This window comes from Treponema medium (genome assembly GCF_017161265.1).
Lineage (GTDB): Bacteria > Spirochaetota > Spirochaetia > Treponematales > Treponemataceae > Treponema > Treponema medium.
This window is the reverse complement of the sequence record NZ_CP031393.1, coordinates 2,020,083-2,039,235: the sequence shown is the minus strand read 5'-3', so window position 1 is coordinate 2,039,235 and position 19,153 is coordinate 2,020,083. Positions and strand designations below refer to the sequence as shown.

Below are 19,153 nucleotides of genomic sequence, written 5' to 3'. Positions count from 1 at the left end.
GAGTGTATCATAAAACGCCCCGCAGTTATAGCGGAGAGTATATGCAATTCAAGTGCTTTTTGAAAATCTTTTCCATAGATTATATTTGGTTTAATGAGTTTTAGGGAACCTCTAAAAAACTAACCGATCTTTTTTAGAGATGTTCTATAGAAACTATAATACGCTATAGACCGCCGAGGAAGATGCCGGCAATTACCAAAATCAGGCATACGGGTACAAAGACATACTGCATATAGGGGGCGTACCAACTACCGACCTTATGCTTGGCATGAAGGTTGATATCTTCGAGTGTCCGCTGTGCTCCATACACCCAAAAGATGACAAACGCCGCCGTAACCGCTGCGAGCGGAAAAATGATGATGGCGATAGTGTCGGTAAAGGTGCCGAATACCCTCATATCAAAGTTGAGCGGTACGGCGATACATGCTGCTAACACGGTGATAATAATCGCAGCTTTTTTTCTGCTGATTCTGAATTTTGACATTAGCGACTCAACCGGCACTTCCAACATAACAATCGAAGAGGTGAGGGCTGCGAACATTGCGCAGAGAAAAAAGAGGATGCCGAAGATATAGCCCGCCGGCATGTGTGCGATAATGTTAGGCACGGCAATAAAGAGGAGCGCGGCTCCCGCCTGCGGATTAATTCTAAGCGAATATGCGACCGGAACGGTAAACAGGGCGCACATTATCGAAGCAAGAAAATCCAAGCCTGCCGTTTGGCGAGCGGTACGGGGAACATCGGAACCCTCCGGCATGTAGCTTCCGTATATCAGCATTGCAGCTCCACCGAGACTGAGGGTAAAGAATGCCATTCCCAGCGCATATATCCAGATTCGGAAATGACCGAATACTTCCCACTTAGGCCTCAGCATTATGGCAACTCCGCGTAACGCGCCCGGCAGGGTGAGTGCACGGATAACCATCACGGTAACGACGATATAAAAGGTTGCCATCATCACGGTGGTAAAACGCTCGATGCCTTTTTGAATGCCGAGACTGACGATCAGTGCCGTTGCAACAAGGGCGGCGAGCGTCCACGGAATATTGGCGGGAGTGCCTGCAAAAGATTCGAAAAAAGCGGGAGGCATTGACGGGAATGTATTGGTAATCGCCAATACAAGATAGCGCAGTATCCATCCGATGATAACGGTGTAGAATGATAAAATGCCGATAAGGGCTACAACCGGAAACCAGCCGACAGCACGGAGTACGGGATTCGTTGTCTTTTGCGCGATAACCGATTCAAAGGCAAGTACCGGTCCTTTGCGCATCTTTCGTCCGAATGCATATTCACCCATCAGCCCAAAGGCGGAAAAGCCGAATAAAAAAATGAGGTATGGAATAAGAAACGTGATGCCGCCGAACTCCGCTAAGCGGGCGGGAAACATCCAAATATTCGCCAAGCCCATTGCCGAGCCTACGCAGGCAAGGAGCATTCCGATGTTTGTTTTAAAAAGTTCTCGTTTTTGTTTCATCCGTAACCTCAATATGGCAACCGCATCAGAAATATGTTAAGCGGATACCTTCTTTCTGTACGAAATTTTATCCAAAATTTCGTACATTTTTTTAGTAGATGGGTAAATGCATCAGCTAGACTAAATCAAATTCCGCAGAATAATATGGGCAGTAAGACCATTTGAATCGCGAAGTAGTTCCACTCTAGTTGAACAGCCTATATTATTCTGCGGGGATAGTCAAAGATGAGCCTGATACGTTTACCTCTTTAAAAGTGGCGCCTACCGCATTCATATCCTCGATAAATCGAGGGTAGGATATTTTTACACAATCAAAATCTTCTATACAAGAGGTTTCGGAAAATTTTTCGGTATTTTCCCTCGTTGTATCCGATTGTTGCCCAGTATGATAACGTGCGGCAATTCCGCATGCTGCGACGGCGAGCATCATCGCGATGCGGTGGTCGCCGCGGCTTCGTACCCGTGCGGGATGGAGTTTCTGTCCGCCGCTGTCGTTTACAACGCTGCTGTTCCTACCGCTGCCGCCGATGCGGAGAAAATCTTCCCCTTGAGTGATATCCGCTCCGAATTTTGCGAGTTCTTCCGCCGAGGCGGCAAGCCGATCGCATTCTTTAAAGCGGCACACACCGGCTTTGAGCAGCAGCGTTTCTCCCGTACAAAACACGGCGGCAGCGGCGAGGATGGGAACCGCATCGGGGATATCCGAACAATCGAAGCGTCCGCCTTTTAGTGTGCCGGATATGGGAAATACCGAAACCGTGCGGCGCTCTGCATCGCAGCGGATGTCAGCTCCCATCGCTTTAAGGATGGAAAGCGCCTGCGAATCCCCCTGCGTGTCTGCGGGATCGAGGTTGGTCAGCGTAAGCGCCGCATTACAGATGACGGCTGCGGTCAGGGGAAAGAGGGCGGACGACCAATCGCCCGGTATCGTTTGCGTAAAGGCACGATAGCGCTGTCCGCCTTTGATTTCAAAATAGCAATCGCCGCGGTTCAGTACCTCAATAGCGGCAATGCGGAGCCAAGCGCAGGTCATCCTAAGGTACGGACGTTCTCCGGCCTTGTCAAAGGTAATGCGGCTCATCCCGTTTAAAAGCGGCGCGGCAAGGAGAAGCCCCGTTACGGGCTGAGAAAAGGGGCCGTCGAGTTGATATGCTCCGGCCGGCAGCGGACCGCAAAAACGAAGCGGCGGGACTTCCATGCTGCCTGTACCGTTTTTACTACTTGCCGCCGAGTACGGGATGCCCGCTTGCCGGTATACCGAAAGGAGCGGCTCTACGGGGCGGCTCCGAAGGGATGCATCTCCAGTGAGACACACCGGTGCATCGGCTGCGGCAAGGATCATGCCTAAAAAGTAGAGGAGGGAACCAGAATTGCCGAGGTCGAGAATGCGTTCCGTGGCACCGTGCTCTACGGAGGAGAGGAGACCGTCGGCTGGCGGCGTAACTTTGAGTACAAGCGGATTATTCGATACTTCCGTAATGGTAACGCCGAGCTTCCGCAGTACCTGTACGGCGCTTTCCATGTCCCCGCTGATAAGGGGCGCGGTAATAAACGAAGTATCGTCCGCTAAAGAGGCGCAGATGAGGGCGCGGAGCGTATGGCTTTTGGAAGACGGCGCCGTCATCGTTCCGCAAAAAGACGGCGTACTCACGCTGAGATTCATTATGATACAGTTCGTTCCATTATCCAGTTGTTTTTTTTGTTCGGGGCTTTTTTATCGCCGCTTTTTCGGTTTTTGTATCAGCCTTTTCTTCTGCGGTAGACTCAGTCGCTGCCGTTCTTTTTTTGCTTACAGCGGACTTGGTTCTTGCGGTTGGCTTTGCATCCGCAGCAGACTTAGCAGATGCAGCTTTTTTTGCCTTGGTACCGGTAGCGGGTTCTGTTGCGTCCGCTCCTTCTTTGCCTGCAGCAGACTTGGCGCTTGCCCTTTTTTTTGTCTTGGCGCTGATAACGGATTCCTCTGCATCCGCGGCAGATTTGGAAGCTCTGCTTGTTTTTTTTGCCAGAGCTGTCTTCTTGGGCTTTTGTTCGGCTTTTGGCTCTGCGGTAGGCTCAGTCGCTGCAGTTCTTTTTTTGCTTACAGCGGACTTGGTACTTGCGGTTGACTTTGTATCCGTAGCAGATGCCGCCTTTTTTTTCTTGGCGCTTGCAGCGGGTTCCGCTGTGGATGTTTCTTCCTTGTTTGTTGCGGCTTGAGCGGTTGTGCCGGTATCCTGCAAAAGGGCTTGTTCAAGCGCATCGACACGTTCCGACGTTTCATACCGTTTAAGCTGTACAATCTGTGCTTGAGCCTGCTCGAACCGTTTTGTGTTGCGGTACACACAGGCAAGGTCGTAGTGTAGGTCGGGACTTTCGGTAAAGGATTCAAGCCCTGCCCGTAACGTTACCTCCGCACGGGCATAGTCGCCTTTTTGAACGGATATGGATGCAATCAGTTGATATATCCGTACGGACGGCTGGATATCGAGCGCCTTAACCAAACCGTCATCGGCCTCGTTGAGGAGGAAGAGCGCATAATCGTTTTCAGCTTTATCAGTGAGAAGCTCAGGATTTTTCGGATCGAGTTTTAATGCCTTATAATACCACTGCTGCGCTTCTTCGCGAGCATCGTCGTCGGCAAATGCATTCGCTAAGGCGTGGAACGCAGCTGCCCGATTCCGTTCTACCGCGAGGTCGGCGGTTCCGTTTTCAATATCGAAGAGCGGCAGACACTTTGTAAGCTGTCCCTTTCTGCGTTGTACTTCAAGATAGTTTACCAGCAGGGATACTTCATCGGGCAGTAGCCTGCGCGCTTCCTCGACTGCCGCTTCCGCCTGTTCAATATCGTTTTCGCGCAATGCGGCTAATGCGCGTAAATTATGCACCCAACCGTTGTGCGGATCGGCGGCGAGCGCTTGTTCCAATACCGGCTGATATTTTCCATTACTTAAATAGAGCGCTTCGGCTAATCGGAACTGATATAATCCGTACTCAGGTTCAAGGGTACATGCTTTTTTGAATGCTTTGACGGCCTCTTTCGGTTCTTCGGTTTTGAGCAAAAGTCCGTACAGGTACCAGTCAGCGGAATCTTCCGAACCCTTTTTGCACGCCGTTTTTAATTTGAGCAAGGCATCATCGTATCTGCCCACTGCGTAAGCATATTTTCCGGCAATCGAAAGCGTTCGAGGATCATTCGGCGCTATACGTTCCAATATCGTAATAACTTCCGCAAGGTCATCGTAGGCTTCCTGCTGTAAAAAAGCGCGCGCAGCCTGCATATATGCATCTACCGCTTCCGGCTTTTTCCCGCAATCGTAGAGTTCATTCGCCTGATGGAAGGCAAAAAGCCCCTGCTCGGGATCGATTGTAAACGCCCGCCGGTATGCTTCAGCCGCTTCTTCATAGTTCCCTAACGCATGGAATAAATGTCCTTCAAGGTTTGAGAGGAATGAGGATTGCGACATCATCGGCTTCGGAACTTTTTGCAGTAAGCGCTGTAAATCCTCGTACCGTTCAGCCCGATAGTAAATGCCGCCGAGTTCCGCAAAGGCTTCCTCGTTAGAGGGATTCGCTTCCAAGACCGATTGAAATTCCTGCTCGGCTTCGTCAAGCATCCGTTGCGCAAAATAAATGCGGCCTGCCAGTATCCGATCCGCTTCTTCCGGCTCCTTTAACCGCGCTGCAGCCCGAAGCTGGAGCAAGGCGGGAACATACCGCCCCATCGCATAGAGCGTTTTTGCAAGGCTGATGCGGGCATCCGGCGGCACCGCGGAAAATTCGTTTGCTTCCGTGTATGCCGTTTCTACCGTCATCGGGATGGAGTTTAACGAAAAGCGGGAAAGCTGCGCGATAACCTGCGGGTAGGTTTCCCAGTTTTGAATTGCAAAGGCAATTTTTCCCGCTGCCTGAATGGTGTCATCCTCGCAGCAAGCAACCCAATGGCCGTTTATCAAAATGGTGATGGTCGTATTATTCGCGATCAGTTTGATTGAGTACGCACGTTTTGTATCCGCTTCTCCTTTATGATTTGAATAGTCTGAATCAGGGTGATCTGAACTATGATGATCGATATCGGAATGAACGGAACCGGGGATTTTTACCCAGCCTAGGAGGGGCATCGGGGTGCTGTTGACGACCGCATCGAGCCGTACCCATCCCGCATCGGAGATCATCAGTGCGTAAAAGGTACTTTGGCTGATATAACGGAACAGGATTCCGGCAGCGAATCCTCCCGCCTTATCGGTTGGTGTATCCTGTCCGTCCGGCTTTTTTGCAGGTTCCGGCAAACGGATATCCGCTTCGATAATCACATCCTTATAGCGAAATACCGGATTGACCGTCCACGCATAGAGATGCTTCCGCTGCGCTTCGAGCGTGATGCCGCCCGTATTGTTTTCGGCAGGCTCAGGCGGCGTAAAGGCAGCCGTATATCCGTCACCCGTTTCCGCAGCGAACCGGCAGTTTTCAGGCTTGGAAAAATCGGCCTGCCATTGTTCTTCGACAATCTCTTCATAATCAATCGGAATTTCTTCTTTAGGCTTCCGCAGATTTTTGAGTTTACTTTTAAAATAATCGATGTAAAGTTTGAACATCCCCATACATTAAAAATAGCGAAAAAGAGAAAAAAAGTCTATCTGAAAAATATATCCTCTACGATTGAAATCACGGTATATCTATGCTATAAAGAAATATGCAACCGTCTATATCTTTTTATAATGTGAGAGATCCATCCGTATGCATTCCTTTAGAAACGGTATTTAAAATAAACGATGCAGAAGGGGGAAATTATATTCCTCGTCAGATACCGATTTTACCCGATTCGCTGATATATAAAAATCCTCCGCCGTCTTTTCGTGATGTTGCATTTGAAGTGTTCCGAGCATTTTTTCGGGATGTTATTCCCGAATCCGATTTATACACCCTTATTGCACGCGCGTTTCCTTTCAGGGTTCCGGTGTTTCCGATCGATCCCCGGACTTATATCATTGAACTTACCCATGGAGGTGGCGGCTCTTATACCGATTTTGGCGCTCGGTTTACTGCGCAGCTGGTTGATTATTTCTATCAGTGCAGTGGACAGCCGGTGCATATTCTTTTTGCGGGAACAGAGCTTGAAACGCTTTCGCTTGCAAAAGCATTTTCCGAGTTTGAAGATATTCATGCAACTTTTTTATATCCTCAAGATTCGAAAGATACTTTTCAGACTATGACAAAACAGCAAATTCTGTTGCTTCCTGAAAATATTCACACCTTTGGCGTCAACGGCTCTCTGGCAGACTGTAAAACGATGGTTCAAGAAACGGCAGTAGATGCTGATATTATCGGTTCGATGGAGTTGTTTATTCCTCATGCAGCACATATCGGCTATCTATTATCGCAGGTGTGTTGCTGTATGTATGCTGCATTGGCGGTACTTTCACGAACCGGTTATGATAACAGTATTGAGCAACCTCAGCTGATTATCGGTACTTCGTTAAACCAGCCGAACACCCTCAATGCTGCCGTACTTGCAAAAAAAATGGGAGCGCCTATAAACGGTTTTATTACAACAGTCAATGCTTCTTGCCGTATTCCTGAAAGAGACTATGAAGGAGAATGTCGACGCTTTAGGATGCTTTATACGCAGAGTTCTCCTGAAAGACGTGCCCCGGAAGTCGCCTTATTTCGATTTGATCAGGATTCTGTGTTAGAGGCAATGCGCGACTGTAAAGATCGGACAGGGTATATTATCAGTTCCGACGTCGCAGAAGTATGGCAGGCGTGGGGTTCGATAAAAAACGGTCAGGCGATAGCGGATGAACATCATCCTATTGAAAGTTTTTGTATGAACACCGGTTCGCTGCCTTGTTGGGTATCCGATGAACACACTGCGCATTCCTGTATTACGATTATCCCGGAAATAACGCATCCCGCTTTTCATTCCGAAGCAGTTAGAACGGCAACGGGAATATACCCGTCGGTACCCACTCGCTTGGAATATAATCCGCAAATAACAGATGAGCCGGTACTTGAATGTTCATCCGCAAAAGATTTAAAAGATTGGCTTTTGTCTCTTGTCTAATCGCCTTTTGCAAAACATCGCTGCTGATCGAAACAACCGCATCCGTGGCGGTTCTGACAGTCAGAACAATATAAAGACTTATCAAAAAGACTCGTTATAAGCTTTGCTGATAAAGGAAATTTATGAATGTTATTTTCATGGCGGGTTGATAAAGTAGAAACGGTCTACCCTGAATTTATACCACATCTCCGACGGCTTCAACACTGTCAATAATACCGCCGCCGACTACCCTACTCCCGCAATAAAATACAGCGGCTTGCCCGCGCGCAACCGCCCGTTCGGGTTCGGTAAAAACGATGCGGACTCGGCTGGCACCAGTCGGTTCGATGCGGGCTTTTTTCAGCTGCTGCCGGTACCGTGTTTTAACCTCCGCGTAAAAAGGCTCCTGCGGCATTTCGGCAATCCAATTTACTTCCCGCACCGAACAGGCGGCGGCAAGAAGGGCATCCCCCGCACCGACGGTAACCGTATTATGCTCTGCCGATTTTTCAACCACGTAAATCGGATAGCCGAACGGCAAAGCAAGCCCCCGCCGCTGCCCGATGGTATAACGGTGCAAGCCGCGGTGCGTGCCGACCTTGGCGCCGTTGATGTCGATAAAATCTCCTTCGGGAAAAGCATCGGGCGCCAATGCTTCGATTACTGCCGTATAGTCGCCGTCCGGTACAAAGCAAATATCTTGACTGTCGCTCTTATGCGCATTGACCAATCCGGCTTTTTCCGCAATGAGGCGAACCTCCGGCTTCGTCAATTCTGCAAGCGGGAAAAAAGTTCTGCTGAGCTGCTCTTGGCTCAGTAAGGCTAAAAAGTAGCTTTGATCTTTCTGCACATCAGTCCCTCGTTCCAGCATATACCGTCCGGACGGCTCCTGAAACACCTTAGCATAATGGCCGGTCGCAATAGCATCACAACCTTCCCGTAAAGCCTGTTCCAAAAGCAGCCCGAATTTAATCTGCCTATTGCAAATATAACACGGGTTCGGCGTTTCTCCGCTGCGGTAGCTTTTTATAAAATAATCGATAATCTGCTTTTGAAATTCGGCACGGAAATCGTAGACACGGTGCGGAATACCGAGAAGCCGTGCTGCCTGCGCCGCTTCTTCAATAATCCGCTCGGTTTGTTTCTTTGCGATGGAGGTTTGTTCATTCAGCAACCGGAGCGTAACACCACATACGTCATGCCCCTCTTCTATCAGAAGCTTTGCGGCAACGCTGGAATCTACCCCTCCGCTTAAACCTACTGCAATCTTCATACTCACAGTTCAAATATCCTTCATACGGTATGTTGGGCATCTCTAAAAACTCAGGTATAGCTTTTAGCAATTCCCCGCATTGTTCCGCTGTTACTTTTTTACAGAAGTCCGCAACGATACAGCTTTACCGTCCGTCAGCACAACCGCTTCCAATTGTTTATAGGTATGAGCGGGGAACTGAGCCGGTACGCTTAAAGCGCTGCCGATGTAAATCACTTCGACGGTTTTCGTTTCCTTCTCTTCCGTATCGCGGTTTGCTGCGGTGATACGGACGGTAAGCGGCAGCGCATAGTCACCACTCTCTTCCGTAGCTCCAAATGAAACATTCACATAGAGATATTCCTGCTGAGTCAAGTATTCCAGTTTGACCGGAACCCCCTGAATTTTTCCGGACTGCCGATCAGTTTTTAATAGAAAAGATAGAAACGTAAGCGCAAACACGGCGATAATGGCGAATAACATAGATCGGGATGAACGTGTCGCAGTAAGACTTTTAAGTAGGCTGATTTTTTTTATGTAATCGGGCTCATACATCTGCTGCACCGCTTCCGGCGCACGCTTTAAACGCTCACTTCGGTCATAGCGGAGATATGAACTCCCCTCGCTCCACGAATCCGGTTGGTTATTCATTTTTTGACGCTCCGGTAATTGTGTTTGTCTTCCACCAAACGATGTCCGCCTGTTTGTCCCCTGCAAGAAGCGCCGACAAGATACCATCAGAAGAAAGATGAAAAGCATTATACACCAGTTCATCAGGAGAAACGGCCAATGTCCGTGTATATATTTTATTTGAATGTAAATCGATTAGTTCGAGGATATATCCGTCGGAGCGCGGCGTTGTCAACAAGCACCAATTATTTGCCGTTACACCCAGCAGCCCATACACCTTCTTAACATGGCGGACGCCGGTATTCGTATCTTCGGTATCCTCATAAGGAGCAATATCCACCGTCCGTTCATACTGCCTGCTTTCAATATTAAACGTATACAGACAGCTTTTATCATAACTGATTCCGGCGCTCACATTGATATCCGTATCGATATCTTCACGGTAATAATCGACTTTAATATACAGCTTCTTAGCCGTAAAATCGGGAACAGCCTTATCAAGGCTGGAAAACATCTTTACTTCGTTAGTATAAGGCGATGGCAATCCGTTAAACGCAATGGGAATTTTATACAGCAAACTGCCGGTATTGTCATACCAGTATACCCTAATACCGGTTTCCGCCCTGCACACCACAATAATACCGTTGCTTGAATCCGCATACAGCCCTTCGATAGGCGGAAATGGCGTACCGCCGACACCTTCTTGCCCGACGGTATCCACAAATTCACCGGTCTCATTAAAATGAATGACCGTATCGTGCAATGCAAGATTTTCCGTTTGATCGTACTCAATACGTTCTTCGTTGACCGTATCAACGGCGAACAGGTGTTTATTCGGCGTTACGGCAAGATATGTCGGATGATTAAGCGGATACGGCACGGCGCTGCGGGTCATAATTTTATCAGCTTGATCGGCATCGATAAATGTTGGGCGGGGATTCTTTTCAGGATTATAGTACAGCGCCAACAAATCGCCGAACGATGTCAACCTGAGGATTTTTCCCGCACCTGAATTGCTCAGATAAAAGATACCGTCATCCATGACAAGCTGAGTGTCGGGACGGACATACGGACTTGCCAGCTGAAACAAATCGAGCTGGTCTTCAAAATTTCCGTATTTTATTGAAAAAAGCTGTTTGCGCTCCAAGTTCCCCGTTTTTTCTTTCCCACACGAAACCACACAAAGGGAAAAAACGGAACATAAGAAAATACAAAACTTTTGAAAAAAACAACCACGGCGGTACATTACAATAATCCGTTTTTTATGCTGCTTATTTGAGCACTTCGGCGATTCCCGACACAAGCCCTGCCATATTTTGAATATCCGCAGGGATAATAATTTTTGTCGATTGTCCGTCAGCTACTTTCTCGAAGGCTTCGAGACTGCGCAATTTAATCAGCGCGGCATCCGCACCGACATTCTTAATAAGATTCAAACCTTCGGCAGTTGCTTTCTGGATAGCTAAAATCGCCTCAGCCTCACCCTGCGCCCTGCAAATAGCGGATTCTTTTTCCGCTTCGGCCTGTAAAATCATCGATGCCTTTTTTCCTTCCGCCACCAGAATGGAGGACTGCTTTTGTCCTTCTGCGATAAGGATGGCCTCGCGCCGTTCGCGTTCTGCACGCATCTGCTTTTCCATCGCTTCCTGAATGGATTCAGGAGGAATGATATTCTTTACTTCTACGCGGTTTACCTTAATACCCCATGGATCGGTCGCCTCATCCAGAATGCTGCGCATACGAGTATTGATAACATCACGGCTTGTCAGCGTACCGTCAAGTTCCAATTCACCGATAATATTCCGCAGGGTTGTCGCCGACAGATTTTCAATCGCATTCATCGGGTTTTCAACGCCGTAGGTATAGAGCTTCGGGTCGGTAATCTGGAAATAGATAACCGTGTCGATCATCATGGTAACGTTGTCTTTCGTAATAACCGGCTGCGGCTTAAAATCGAGCACCCGTTCCTTGAGCGATACCTTATTGGCGATTCGATCGACAAACGGCATCTTAACGTGCAGACCGACTTCCCATGACTGGAAATAGCCGCCGAGCCGTTCGATAATGAACGACTGAGACTGCGGTACAATTCTGATATTCAAAACAAGCAGAACAAGTACGAACACAATTAATGCAAAAGCAATCCACATAATAAAACCTCTCTATTGGGAACTTCTAAAGATTAAACCTGTTCGATAACTTCGTTGTCGAACAGGTTTAATCTTTAGAAATGCCCTATTCTATCTTTTTTACAATCAGGGTAACACCCTCGATCTTTTCGATGATACATTCATCTCCGGCGGGTATAGCCGCGCCGTCAACCGAAGCAGCCGTCCACACGATGCCGTTGATTTTAACTTGCCCCTTTTCCCATTCGGTAATGGTTTGCAGCACAAGAGCTTTTTTACCGATAAGGCTGTCCGCATTGGTCTTTTCCCGTTTGGCATGCAGCAATTTCAACGCAATCGGGCGTGTGAAAAAAAGCAACAGCAGCGCAACAAGCGCAAACAGAACGCACTGCACATAAAACGGCGGATGTAACATAGAGATAAAAATCATCAATATGGCGCTGAGCGAAAACCATACCGTCGTTAAACCGAGTGTCAGGCCCTCGATCACTGCACAAATAACTGCGATAGCAAACCAAAACCACGGCGTATAAAGGGCTAATAACATCGACAGTTGGAAGAGCATACGGCCATCTCCTTAGGTTCGTGCCAGCGCCGCTCCGATAAAGTCACGGAATAGCGGATGCGGTTTATTCGGGCGGGAGGCAAATTCGGGATGGAACTGCACCGCTAAAAACCACGGATGATTTTTCAGCTCAACGATTTCCACCAAATTGCGCTCAGGGTTGATTCCCGAAAGCAGCATGTCGGAGTTTTCAAACCGGCTGCGGTACAAATTGTTAAATTCATAGCGGTGCCGATGGCGCTCGCGAATTTCGTGCATTTTATAAGCCTGCTCCGCCTTGCTGTTTTCCGCAACCATACAGCGGAAAGAACCGAGCCTGAGCGTACCGCCAAGCTGTACATCTTTTTGGTCGGGCATCAAGTCGATGACCGGTTCACAATTCTTGATAAACTCGGAGGAATGCGCACGTTCCAATCCGAGTACATGGCGGGCAAATTCGATAACGGCAATCTGCATTCCAAGGCAAATACCGAAATAGGGAACGCCCTTGGTACGCGCATATTCCGCAGTAAGCACCATCCCTTCAATACCGCGTTCACCGAAGCCGCCCGGAACGATAATCGCATGCGCATCTTTTAACAGTTCTTCAGCCTTTGACGCATCTGTAATCTTCGCTGCGTCAATCCACAGCTGCTTTACACGTGCGCGGTGATAGACCCCTGCCGCGGTCAACGCTTCGCTTACGCTTAAATACGCATCGGGCAGCTCGGTATATTTACCGACAAGCGCAACCGTTACTTCTTTTTCGGGATGATAATAGGATTCAACCATTTCCTTCCACGACTGTAAATCGGGTTCAGGATTGGGAATATTGAAAAGCTCGCAGATTTTTTTACCGAGGTTTCCTTCTTCCAGCATCAGCGGAACTTCGTAGATGGACTTTGCGGTAAGATTTTCGATAATGGCGTCTTGGCTGACATTGCAAAAAAGGCTGAGCTTTTCACGAATGGACTTACTGAGCCGTTTTTCGCTGCGGCACATAATGATATCGGGCTGAATCCCGAAGCCGAGCAGCTCTTTAACGCTATGCTGCATGGGCTTGGTTTTAAGCTCGCCGCATTCTTTTAGGTACGGTAAAAGGCCGAGGTGGATAAAAAGGCAATGTTCCCTGCCGACCGTGTTCCGGATTTGCCGAATTGCTTCTATAAAAGGGAGCGATTCGATATCGCCGACAGTACCGCCTATTTCCGTAATAACGATATCGCTGCCGGTTTGCTCCGCCGTTTGCATAATGCGGTGCTTAATTTCGTCGGTAACATGCGGGATAACCTGCACGGTCGCTCCGCGATAGTCCCCTGCCCGTTCATGGTCTAATATGGAAAGATACACTTTTCCGGCAGTGTGGCTGTTGAATTTATGTAAAGAAACATCGGTGAACCGTTCGTAATGACCGAGATCGAGGTCGGTTTCTCCGCCGTCCTCCGTTACAAAAACTTCTCCATGCTGATAGGGGTTCATCGTTCCCGGATCGATATTCAGATAAGGATCAAACTTTTGATTGATAACCGAAAAACCTCTGCTCTTCAGCAAAAGTCCGATAGATGCAGCGGTAATGCCTTTCCCAAGGGAAGAAACAACTCCGCCGGTAATAAAAATAAAACGAGCTTTCATCATGTGCGCCACTATAGCATATTATGAGGGATTCCGCAATCAACGCCCCCGACGCAGAGCATCATAAGATAAAACCATCCTTAGCGCTTAAAATTTCCTTCGAACGGATGTTCACAATCTCCCTAAAAAAGTATAAAATACAAAAGATTGCCGATTATCTTGAATGAATGGGAACCGGCAAGTTCTTGAGGAGTTAATAGACAGGGTGTTTCTTAAAAGTCTTGAAATATTCGGATTTAAATCGTTTGCGGATAGGACGCGGATAGAGTTTGCGGAAGGTATTACCGCCTTGCTCGGCCCGAACGGCTGCGGTAAAAGCAATGTCGTCGATGCGATGAAGTGGGTACTGGGTGAGCAGGCGTCAAAAACGCTCCGTGCGGAGAAGATGGAAGACGTTATCTTTAACGGCACCGAGTCGCGGAAGGCGCTCAATGTGGCGGAAGTTACGCTGACTATCAGCAACGAAAACGGATTGTTAAATCTTGAAGTAAGTGAAATTGCCATAAAGCGCAGGCTCTACCGGTCGGGAGAAAGCGAATATTTTATCAATAATACGCCGGTGCGGCTCAAAGAGCTGCGGGAGCTTTTTTGGGATACGGGTGTCGGAAAGGCGGCGTATTCGGTCATGGAGCAGGGAAAGATAGACCAAATTCTTTCCAGCAAGCCGGAAGACCGCCGCTATTTGTTTGAAGAGGCGGCAGGTATTACGCGGTTTAAAGTACGCCGTGCCGAAGCGGAGCGCAAACTGCAAAAGACCGAAGAAAATATGCGTCAAGTGGAAGGCGTATTGGGAGAGGTACGCCGCTCCTACGACGTTCTGAAAGTACAGGCGGAAAAAACCGTCAAGCACCGGTCGCTACGGGATGCCATCTTTGAACACGACCTCGATATCCAGCTGTTGCGCCTTAAAAAATTCACCGACGACTACGCACAGCGCGAGGAAAGCATAAAAGAAGCCAAAGCTAAGCGCGATGATGTACAGACCAAAATCGATTCCATCCATACGATGCTTTCCGAGAACATGGACGAAGTCAACAGCTTGGAAAAAAAGCTCGACGAACATCAAAAAGAGATTTACGGACTTGCCATCGAAAAGCGCGGAAAGGAAAATCAGGCACGTTTACAGGCAGAGCGGCAAACCGAACTGAAAACCAAACTCGGTCAGCTGGAGCTGCGCAAGACGGGGCTTGAAGAGCGTATTGAAAACCTTGAAGAGGACGCCGGAGAGCAGGATGCGAAGGTGCACGACTTTAAAAAGAAAGTGCAGGATATTCAAAAAAACATCGATGACTTTGAAGAAAGTCTCCGGCTTGCGTCGCAAAAAATTACCGATAACGACACCGCCCGTATGACGCTGCAGGAACAGATTGAAGACCTCGATAAAAAACGCGCCGGTATGGAAACCGAGCTCCGCGCCATCACCGAAGACATCGTTACGGAACTGGATAAGAACCTTTCCGCAGCAGGCTATTCGGCGCAGGGACGCGGCAAGCTGGAACAACAGGTTTTTGACTGCATCAGCCAAATCAAGGTGCTGTTAAACGGCCGTAAGAATATCTTTTCGGACTTTGCCGCGCTCAGCGATCATACTGAAAAAGAGACTGCGCAGTTTGCCGACAATGCCGTACAGTCGTTTACCGAGCTGCTCGGCTTAACCGAATCGCTGGAAACATATTTGCAGGAGTATAAAAAATCTTCTGCAAGTTTTATCGACGATTTTTTAGCGCCGGAAGGTATTATCACTCAAAAGCGCAGTATCGATGCGGCGATCGAAGCAAATCGAAATACTATAGAAGAAAAACGAAAAAAGATAGCAAATCTGCATACCGAAAACGAGCAGCTCGCAGTAAAAATAAACGAGTACCGGAAAACGCTGGAAGACCTCCGTATCCATAAAACCAAGATGAAGGCGGAATCCGACGCAGCCGAGCAGCAAGCGGCGTTTTTGCGGAAAGAATTGACGGTACAGCAAAACGCGCTCCGCGAACTTGAAAACGAGCTGTACACGGAGCAAAAACGCTTTGACGAGGTAAAAGAACAGCTCCTCGAAATCGAAGGAGAAATCGCATCGATTGACCGCAAGGGACGGCAGTTGACCGAAGCGCTCGAGCAGCTGGAAAAAGAAATCACCTCTCGCAACAACGAGCTTTCAAGCAACGAAGGAACGCTGAAAACGCTCAATGCGGAACTTGCCAAGCATAATTCGCTCATCGAAAAGTATTATGTCGATACGGCAACCCTTGAAATCGAAATCAAAAACGTCAAAGACAATTTTAGAGAAACCCATTCGCGTGAATTGATGGAATTTGAAGAGCGGATGTATAAAATCACCGCTTCCCCGATGGACTTACGGACGGAACTTGCCGAGCTGCGCAAACAGCTGAAAGACCTCGGCAGCGTCAACCTGATGGCTCCGGAGGAGTTCCAAGAAGTAAAGACCCGATTCGATTTTTTAACCGGACAGATCAACGACCTTGATAAAGCCCGCTCTGATTTGCAGCGGATTACGGATGAAATAAAGGCGGAGTCTACGGAGCTCTTCCTCGTCACTTATAATAAGATCAAGAAGAACTTTCACAATATGTTTAGGCGGCTCTTCGGCGGCGGCAGGGCGGAAATTAAGCTGACCGATCCCAAGCAAGTGCTTGAGTCAGGCATTGATATCTTCGCACAGCCTCCGGGGAAAAAGCTGGAGAATATCGGACTGCTTTCGGGCGGAGAAAAATCCATGACGGCGGTGGCGCTCCTTTTTGCAACATACATGGTTAAGCCCTCCCCGTTCTGCCTCTTGGATGAAATAGACGCTGCGCTTGACGAGCAAAACGTTAGCCGTTTCGTTACCGCCCTGTCAGGCTTTGCGAATGTCAGCCAATATATCGTCATCACCCATAACAAAAAAACGGTACTCGGTGCAAACACCATGCTCGGTGTTACAATGGAGGAATCCGGCGTCTCAAAACTCATTGCAATCAAATTGGATAATGATATTGAGTTATTAAAGCAGGAGAAAGCGGAAGAAGATGCCGATACTTTTATAGAAGAGGATGTAGAACCTGAAGAAGGTATCTACATTCCGTCGCGGCCGCCGAAACGACGACATACAATTCAGGAGGAACAGCCGGATGAACATCATAGAAACGATTCGGACGCATAAGCTCATCGTTCTAGCTTCTGCACTCGGTTTGCTGATTATCATGTTGATTATTTCCGTGATTATTTTACTAAGCGGAACAAAAAAACCGAGCATCGATCCTGATGAAGTAATGATTTCAATCGATCCGGTGATTTTTATGCTTCCCGACGAGCCGCTTGAACTTCCGCCGGTACAATATTCGCGCAAACAAAAGAAAATCTGGACTGATTCGGATTTGCAGTATTGGTATACGATTCCTGATGCAGAGCAGATGCAAAAACTGCACGATATAAATGAGCGGCAAATGAACAAATTATGGGAGAGTGTTCCGTGAAAAAATCGATCTATCCGCCCTGCCTTATCCTTCTTATATTACTCATCGTACCGGTTACTGCCTGTACGACAAGAGCCGCTGCGGAAAAACCGCAGGATACCCCCTCTCGGCAAGAACAGTCCGCTACAGAATCGGCTTCTCACACCGGCAATACAATGTCTCCGCAGCCGGCACCTGCAGAAACACAGCCGTCAAAACCGGCAATGCAGCCCGATGCGGTATCGGGTGCGACAATCGATACCGTATCCGGCGCAACCATATCCCAGCGGCAGAAAAGAACACCTGCATCGGAAGCAGTAGGAACCGACAAAGATATGGCAACCAGCGGCGCAGCCGTATCGAAAAAGCAACATACTCCGGCAACCACCGCAGGTAAAGCAGCCGGTCAAAAGAACACTGACGCAGATAAAACCGCCGCGAAAGCACAGAGCGAACCAACGGTAACAGCAGCTGCACAGCATTCCAAACAGGACAGCAGCGAGGCAGTTGTACAGAACGAAGAAAATAGTGGCAAGACAACCGTGCAGGATTCGACTGCGGTCGCCTCCCCTGCCCTTGCTGCCGCCGATACGTCTGTCCCTACAAAAACCGCCGGTGAGGCAGAGCCTACTGCAGCAGCCGGTGAGTCTGTAGCTGCCGAAACTGCCGGTGAGCTGACACTCGCCGCTTCCAATCCCGATACCGTAACCGCCGAGAACACGACAGCGGCAGATATCGCTAAAGCCACCGAGAACACGCCACAGCCCACAACAACGGCAGATACAGCCGTCGAGCAGGTTCCGACAGCTCCGTCCACGGGCGAACCGGTACCGCTTGCAACCGCAGACACGCCCGTCCTTTCTGCAGAGCAGAACGTACCGGCGTACGAAACAACGCTTGCGGATCTTATCAGTGATTTTGAAAAACAGGGCGGCACACACGGCTACGAACCTCCGCCGACCTTCCACGAAGAGATGCTCGACCTTTTTTCTCCACAAATATTTACCGTTGCGCTTTCAAAAGAACCGGAAACCGAACAAAAGCCCAAGGTTTCGCGCATGGTTGCAGTCGAAGAAAAGCAGCGGTTGGAACTTACCTATCCGGGGCACGGATGGGTCTATGTCGGCGAACAAACTTCCCAACCGGGGTTAAAGTATGAGCAGCGAAAACTGCAAGACAACACTTCGATTTTTATGTTTACAGCGGAGAAAAAAGGAGATTACATACTCCATTTCTCCTATTTCGACGTATTTACCAATGAGTTTGTCACCGACGCGATAGCCGTATCGGTGAGCGCCGCCCGCTCAACCGCAGCGAAAGCAATGGTAAAAGCGCCGGACTATCAAACCGAAGCGGATTCCGATACGACAGAAGCGCAAGCTAACAAAAATACGCAAGCATCCGCTTCTCAGCCGTCAAGCAGTTCGACCGCAACCACCGGAACCGGCACAACAACACACACGGCACAAGCAGCCGCCGAAGCTCCGCAAACAGCGGGTACCGGTTCGCAAAGTAAAACTTTGGAACAGACTATGAGCGCCGGAACGGTGGAAACCGCATCCTCGGCTGCGGAAAATACCGGCGATTCAACCGGACAAGTCCCCACAGCAGCAAGCGAAGAAGTACTCAGCTCCGATCAATTACTCGAAAAAGCGCGCACGGCAATCGCAGCAGCGGATGCAGGCACCGCCTTAACATATTTGGACAATTTCTTTACCACCGCGGAAGAGAAACTGGATGAAGGGTTGTTTTTAAAAGGACGCGCGTATGAATTGAACGGTTCCGTACGCAATATCAGACTTGCCCTTGACGCATACAAAACACTTACAGACGGCTTTCCGCAAAGTAAGTATTGGGCGGAAGCGGATGCACGAATACGGTATATCACCGGTTTCTATATCAACATCCAATAAGGCTGCTTTAAAATGACCGATTACATCGGTAGAAATACTTTATACATTTTGTTTAATTTTTATTAAACCTGCCCTTGAGTAAATTATCTATCTATGGCAGTATTGTCGCAC

General features: G+C 48.6%; 13 protein-coding genes. 4 read left to right on the top strand and 9 right to left on the bottom strand.

The window, feature by feature from the left end; genetic code table 11:
• Window positions 1-163: 163 nt before the first annotated feature.
• From DWB79_RS08970 to DWB79_RS08960, 3 genes are all read right to left on the bottom strand, one after another.
• On the bottom strand, window positions 164-1,477 hold the full coding sequence (locus DWB79_RS08970) for a sodium-dependent transporter (protein ID WP_016523723.1): 1,314 nt from the start codon (window positions 1,475-1,477) through the stop codon (window positions 164-166).
• A 202-nt stretch (window positions 1,478-1,679) separates the two neighbouring features.
• Window positions 1,680-3,140, bottom strand: a complete 1,461-nt coding sequence (gene aroA / locus DWB79_RS08965) for a 3-phosphoshikimate 1-carboxyvinyltransferase (protein WP_016523722.1) — start codon at window positions 3,138-3,140, stop codon at window positions 1,680-1,682.
• A gap of 19 nt (window positions 3,141-3,159) precedes the next feature.
• A complete protein-coding gene (locus DWB79_RS08960; protein ID WP_016523721.1) occupies window positions 3,160-6,054 on the bottom strand; it encodes a tetratricopeptide repeat protein in 2,895 nt (964 codons plus the stop codon).
• A gap of 92 nt (window positions 6,055-6,146) precedes the next feature.
• Here DWB79_RS08960 and DWB79_RS08955 point away from each other — a divergent pair, with 92 nt between their 5' ends.
• A complete protein-coding gene (locus tag DWB79_RS08955; protein WP_016523720.1) occupies window positions 6,147-7,517 on the top strand; it encodes a PALP domain-containing protein in 1,371 nt (456 codons plus the stop codon).
• A 175-nt stretch (window positions 7,518-7,692) separates the two neighbouring features.
• Here DWB79_RS08955 and mnmA read toward each other — a convergent pair whose 3' ends face one another.
• The 6 genes from mnmA to DWB79_RS08925 all read right to left on the bottom strand — a co-directional run bounded on the left by mnmA (window position 7,693) and on the right by DWB79_RS08925 (window position 13,683).
• Window positions 7,693-8,769, bottom strand: a complete 1,077-nt coding sequence (mnmA, locus tag DWB79_RS08950) for a tRNA 2-thiouridine(34) synthase MnmA (RefSeq protein WP_040859181.1) — start codon at window positions 8,767-8,769, stop codon at window positions 7,693-7,695.
• 90 nt (window positions 8,770-8,859) lie between these two features.
• Window positions 8,860-9,399 carry a hypothetical protein gene (locus tag DWB79_RS08945; protein WP_016523718.1) on the bottom strand — a complete coding sequence of 180 codons (540 nt, stop codon included), beginning with the start codon at window positions 9,397-9,399 and terminating at the stop codon, window positions 8,860-8,862.
• Window positions 9,392-10,558, bottom strand: a complete 1,167-nt coding sequence (locus DWB79_RS08940; RefSeq protein WP_252722479.1) for an LIC_12708 family protein — start codon at window positions 10,556-10,558, stop codon at window positions 9,392-9,394. The genes DWB79_RS08945 and DWB79_RS08940 overlap by 8 nt, the downstream gene beginning before the upstream one ends.
• Window positions 10,559-10,649: 91 nt before the next feature.
• The gene (locus tag DWB79_RS08935; protein WP_016523716.1) at window positions 10,650-11,528 is read right to left on the bottom strand and encodes an SPFH domain-containing protein; all 879 of its coding nucleotides are present in this window, start codon (window positions 11,526-11,528) and stop codon (window positions 10,650-10,652) included.
• Window positions 11,529-11,613: 85 nt separating this feature from the next.
• The gene (locus DWB79_RS08930) at window positions 11,614-12,072 is read right to left on the bottom strand and encodes an NfeD family protein (RefSeq protein WP_016523715.1); all 459 of its coding nucleotides are present in this window, start codon (window positions 12,070-12,072) and stop codon (window positions 11,614-11,616) included.
• 12 nt (window positions 12,073-12,084) lie between these two features.
• Window positions 12,085-13,683: a CTP synthase gene (locus tag DWB79_RS08925; protein ID WP_156831514.1), complete on the bottom strand. Its 1,599-nt coding sequence runs from the start codon at window positions 13,681-13,683 to the stop codon at window positions 12,085-12,087.
• Window positions 13,684-13,888: 205 nt separating this feature from the next.
• Here DWB79_RS08925 and DWB79_RS08920 point away from each other — a divergent pair, with 205 nt between their 5' ends.
• Genes DWB79_RS08920 through DWB79_RS08910 form a run of 3 tightly spaced genes read left to right on the top strand, consistent with a single transcriptional unit; the run spans window position 13,889 to window position 19,042 of the window.
• Window positions 13,889-16,837, top strand: a complete 2,949-nt coding sequence (locus tag DWB79_RS08920) for a chromosome segregation SMC family protein (protein ID WP_040859179.1) — start codon at window positions 13,889-13,891, stop codon at window positions 16,835-16,837.
• Entirely contained in the window at window positions 16,806-17,150 is a 345-nt protein-coding gene (locus DWB79_RS08915) for a hypothetical protein (RefSeq protein WP_016523712.1), read from the top strand. Before DWB79_RS08920 ends, DWB79_RS08915 begins: the two co-directional genes overlap by 32 nt.
• On the top strand, window positions 17,147-19,042 hold the full coding sequence (locus DWB79_RS08910) for an outer membrane protein assembly factor BamD (protein ID WP_016523711.1): 1,896 nt from the start codon (window positions 17,147-17,149) through the stop codon (window positions 19,040-19,042). Before DWB79_RS08915 ends, DWB79_RS08910 begins: the two co-directional genes overlap by 4 nt.
• Window positions 19,043-19,153 lie beyond the last annotated feature (111 nt).